This window comes from Pseudoflavonifractor sp. An184, assembly GCF_002160305.1.
GTDB lineage: Bacteria > Bacillota > Clostridia > Oscillospirales > Oscillospiraceae > Lawsonibacter > Lawsonibacter pullicola.
In genome coordinates, this window is record NZ_NFKI01000121.1 from 1 (window position 1) to 2,132 (window position 2,132).

Sequence of the window (2,132 nt, forward strand, 5' to 3'; positions counted from 1 at the left end):
GCAGAAAAAGGGACAGGCCGCGCTGGACAAGCAGAACGCCCCCATGATTGCAGGCGGTATCACGCCCCGGCAGACCAAGTTTGAAACGAACAAGGAGAAGCTGCGGCAGGCCATACGCGCCGCGCTGTCTGCGGCAACCTCATTCGAGGACTTTGCCTCTCTGCTGCTGCGGGAGGGCGTGAGCGTCAAGGAGAGCCGGGGGCGGCTTTCCTACCTCACGCCGGACAGGACAAAGCCCATTACCGCCCGAAAGCTGGGCGACGATTTTGAGCGCGCCGCTGTCCTTGCCGTTTTGGAGCAGAACGCCGCCAGAGCCGCCGAACAGCCCGCAGCCATACCCGAATACCCCCGGCAGGGGAAAACCGGCATACAGCCCACAAAAGCCCCTCAAACCGCCCCGAAACAGGACGGTGTGCAGCGGCTTGTGGACATTGAGCAGAAAATGGCCGAGGGCAAAGGCCGGGGCTATGAACGATGGGCGACCATGCACAACCTCAAACAAATGGCCGCGACGCTGAATGTGTATCAGGAATACGGCTTCACTTCCCCGGAGCAGTTAGAAGCCGCCGTTGATACCGCCTATCAGGAAATGCGCCAGACCAGCGGCAAGTTGAAAACGCTGGAAACAAAGCTACAAGGGAAAAAGGAGTTGCAGCAACAGGTACTTGCCTATGCCAAGACCAAGCCCGCCCGCGACGGGCTGAAAGCGCAGAAATCCGAAAAAGCCCGCGCCGCCTACCGGCAGGCAAACGAGAGCGATTTTATCATAGCCGACGCAGCCGCCCGGTATTTCAAGGCGCATGGCATTACCAAGCTGCCCGCCCGGAAGGCGTTGCAGGCCGAGATTGAGCAGCTTATCTCCGAGAAAGACGGCCTGTATAACACCTATCACGAACAGAAACAGCGGTTCAAGGAGTTGCAGACCGTCAAGCGGAACATCGACCAGATTTTGCGCCGGGAGGAACCCCACCGCAGAAAGGAGCAGAGCCATGAGCGATAAGTTACCGAGAATGGACTACCGCCAGCACCGGCGGGCGCGGCGGCTGGTACATGAGTGCTGTAACTACGACGAGGGGAACTGCCTGCTGTTAGACGACGGGGAGCCTTGCGTGTGCGTCCAGAGCATTTCCCTTTCCCTCATGTGCCGCTGGTTCCGTGTGGCTGTCCTGCCCCTTGACGGGGAACTGGCCGCAGCCCTCTTGTACCGGGGGAGCCGGAAACGGTGTGCCGTCTGCGGGGCGGCCTTTGTCCCCAAATCCAACCGGGGGAAATACTGCCCCGGCTGCGCCGGACGCATGAAGAAAATCAAAGCTGCCGAGAGAAAGCGGAAACAAAGGCAGAAATGTCACGCTTTAGAGCCTTTCAAACCCGCATAAATCAAGGCTTTTTCCGTGGGTGTCAAAGGGTACGCGATACATTTATCCTTTTCCCCCGGAAACGCCGTTCTAAATGCGTACAAACGCCCCAAATCCACCCAAAGGAGGAACCATGTCAGACAACCGAAAATACTATTACCTCAAGCTGAAAGAGAATTACTTTGACGAGGACGCTATCGTGCTGCTGGAAAGTATGCAGGACGGTATCCGCTATTCCAACATTCTCTTGAAACTGTACTTGAAATCGCTGAAAAACGGCGGGAAGTTGCAGCTTGATGAAAATATCCCCTACACCGCGCAGATGATTGCCACCATTACCCGCCAGCAAGTCGGCACCGTAGAGCGAGCCTTGCAGATTTTTATGAAGCTGGGGCTTGTGGAGCCGCTGCCAAGCGGCGCACTGTATATGAGCAACATTGAACTGCTGATCGGCCAATCCTCTACCGAGGGGGAGCGGAAACGGCGGGCAAGGCTGGCTTTGCAGGAGCAAAAAGCCTTGCCAAAGGCCGGGGCGGACAAATGTCCACCATATCAAGCGGACATTTGTCCACCAGAGATAGAGAAAGAGATAGAGATAGAGATAGAAAAAGAGAGAGAGCGAGAGTTAGATACGGGACAGCCCGCCCGCGCCGCCTATGGCCGGTATGAAAATGTCTTTCTTTCGCAATCAGAACTGGACGGGCTGAAAGCAGACCTGCCCGACAAATGGAACTACTACATTGACCGGCTATCCTGCCATATCGCGTCCAGCGGCAA

At 56.7% G+C, this 2,132-nt stretch carries 3 protein-coding genes; all 3 read left to right on the forward strand.

Annotation, left to right across the window (positions count from 1 at the left end; translation table 11 throughout):
* Positions 1–1,000: relaxase/mobilization nuclease domain-containing protein (locus tag B5F19_RS16645; protein WP_162612606.1), on the forward strand; the 1,000-nt coding region annotated here is incomplete at its 5' end.
* Entirely contained in the window at positions 990–1,376 is a 387-nt protein-coding gene (locus B5F19_RS16650) for a cysteine-rich VLP domain-containing protein (RefSeq protein ID WP_087292858.1), read from the forward strand. The genes B5F19_RS16645 and B5F19_RS16650, both read left to right, overlap by 11 nt.
* Positions 1,377–1,488: 112 nt before the next feature.
* On the forward strand, positions 1,489–2,132 hold a 644-nt coding region (locus B5F19_RS16655), incomplete at its 3' end, for a phage replisome organizer N-terminal domain-containing protein (protein WP_087292861.1).

Coding starts and splice junctions, on each gene's coding strand:
- B5F19_RS16650 (WP_087292858.1), top strand. CDS start 990: ATGAGCGATAAGTTACCGAGAATGGACTACCGCCAGCACCGGCGGGCG.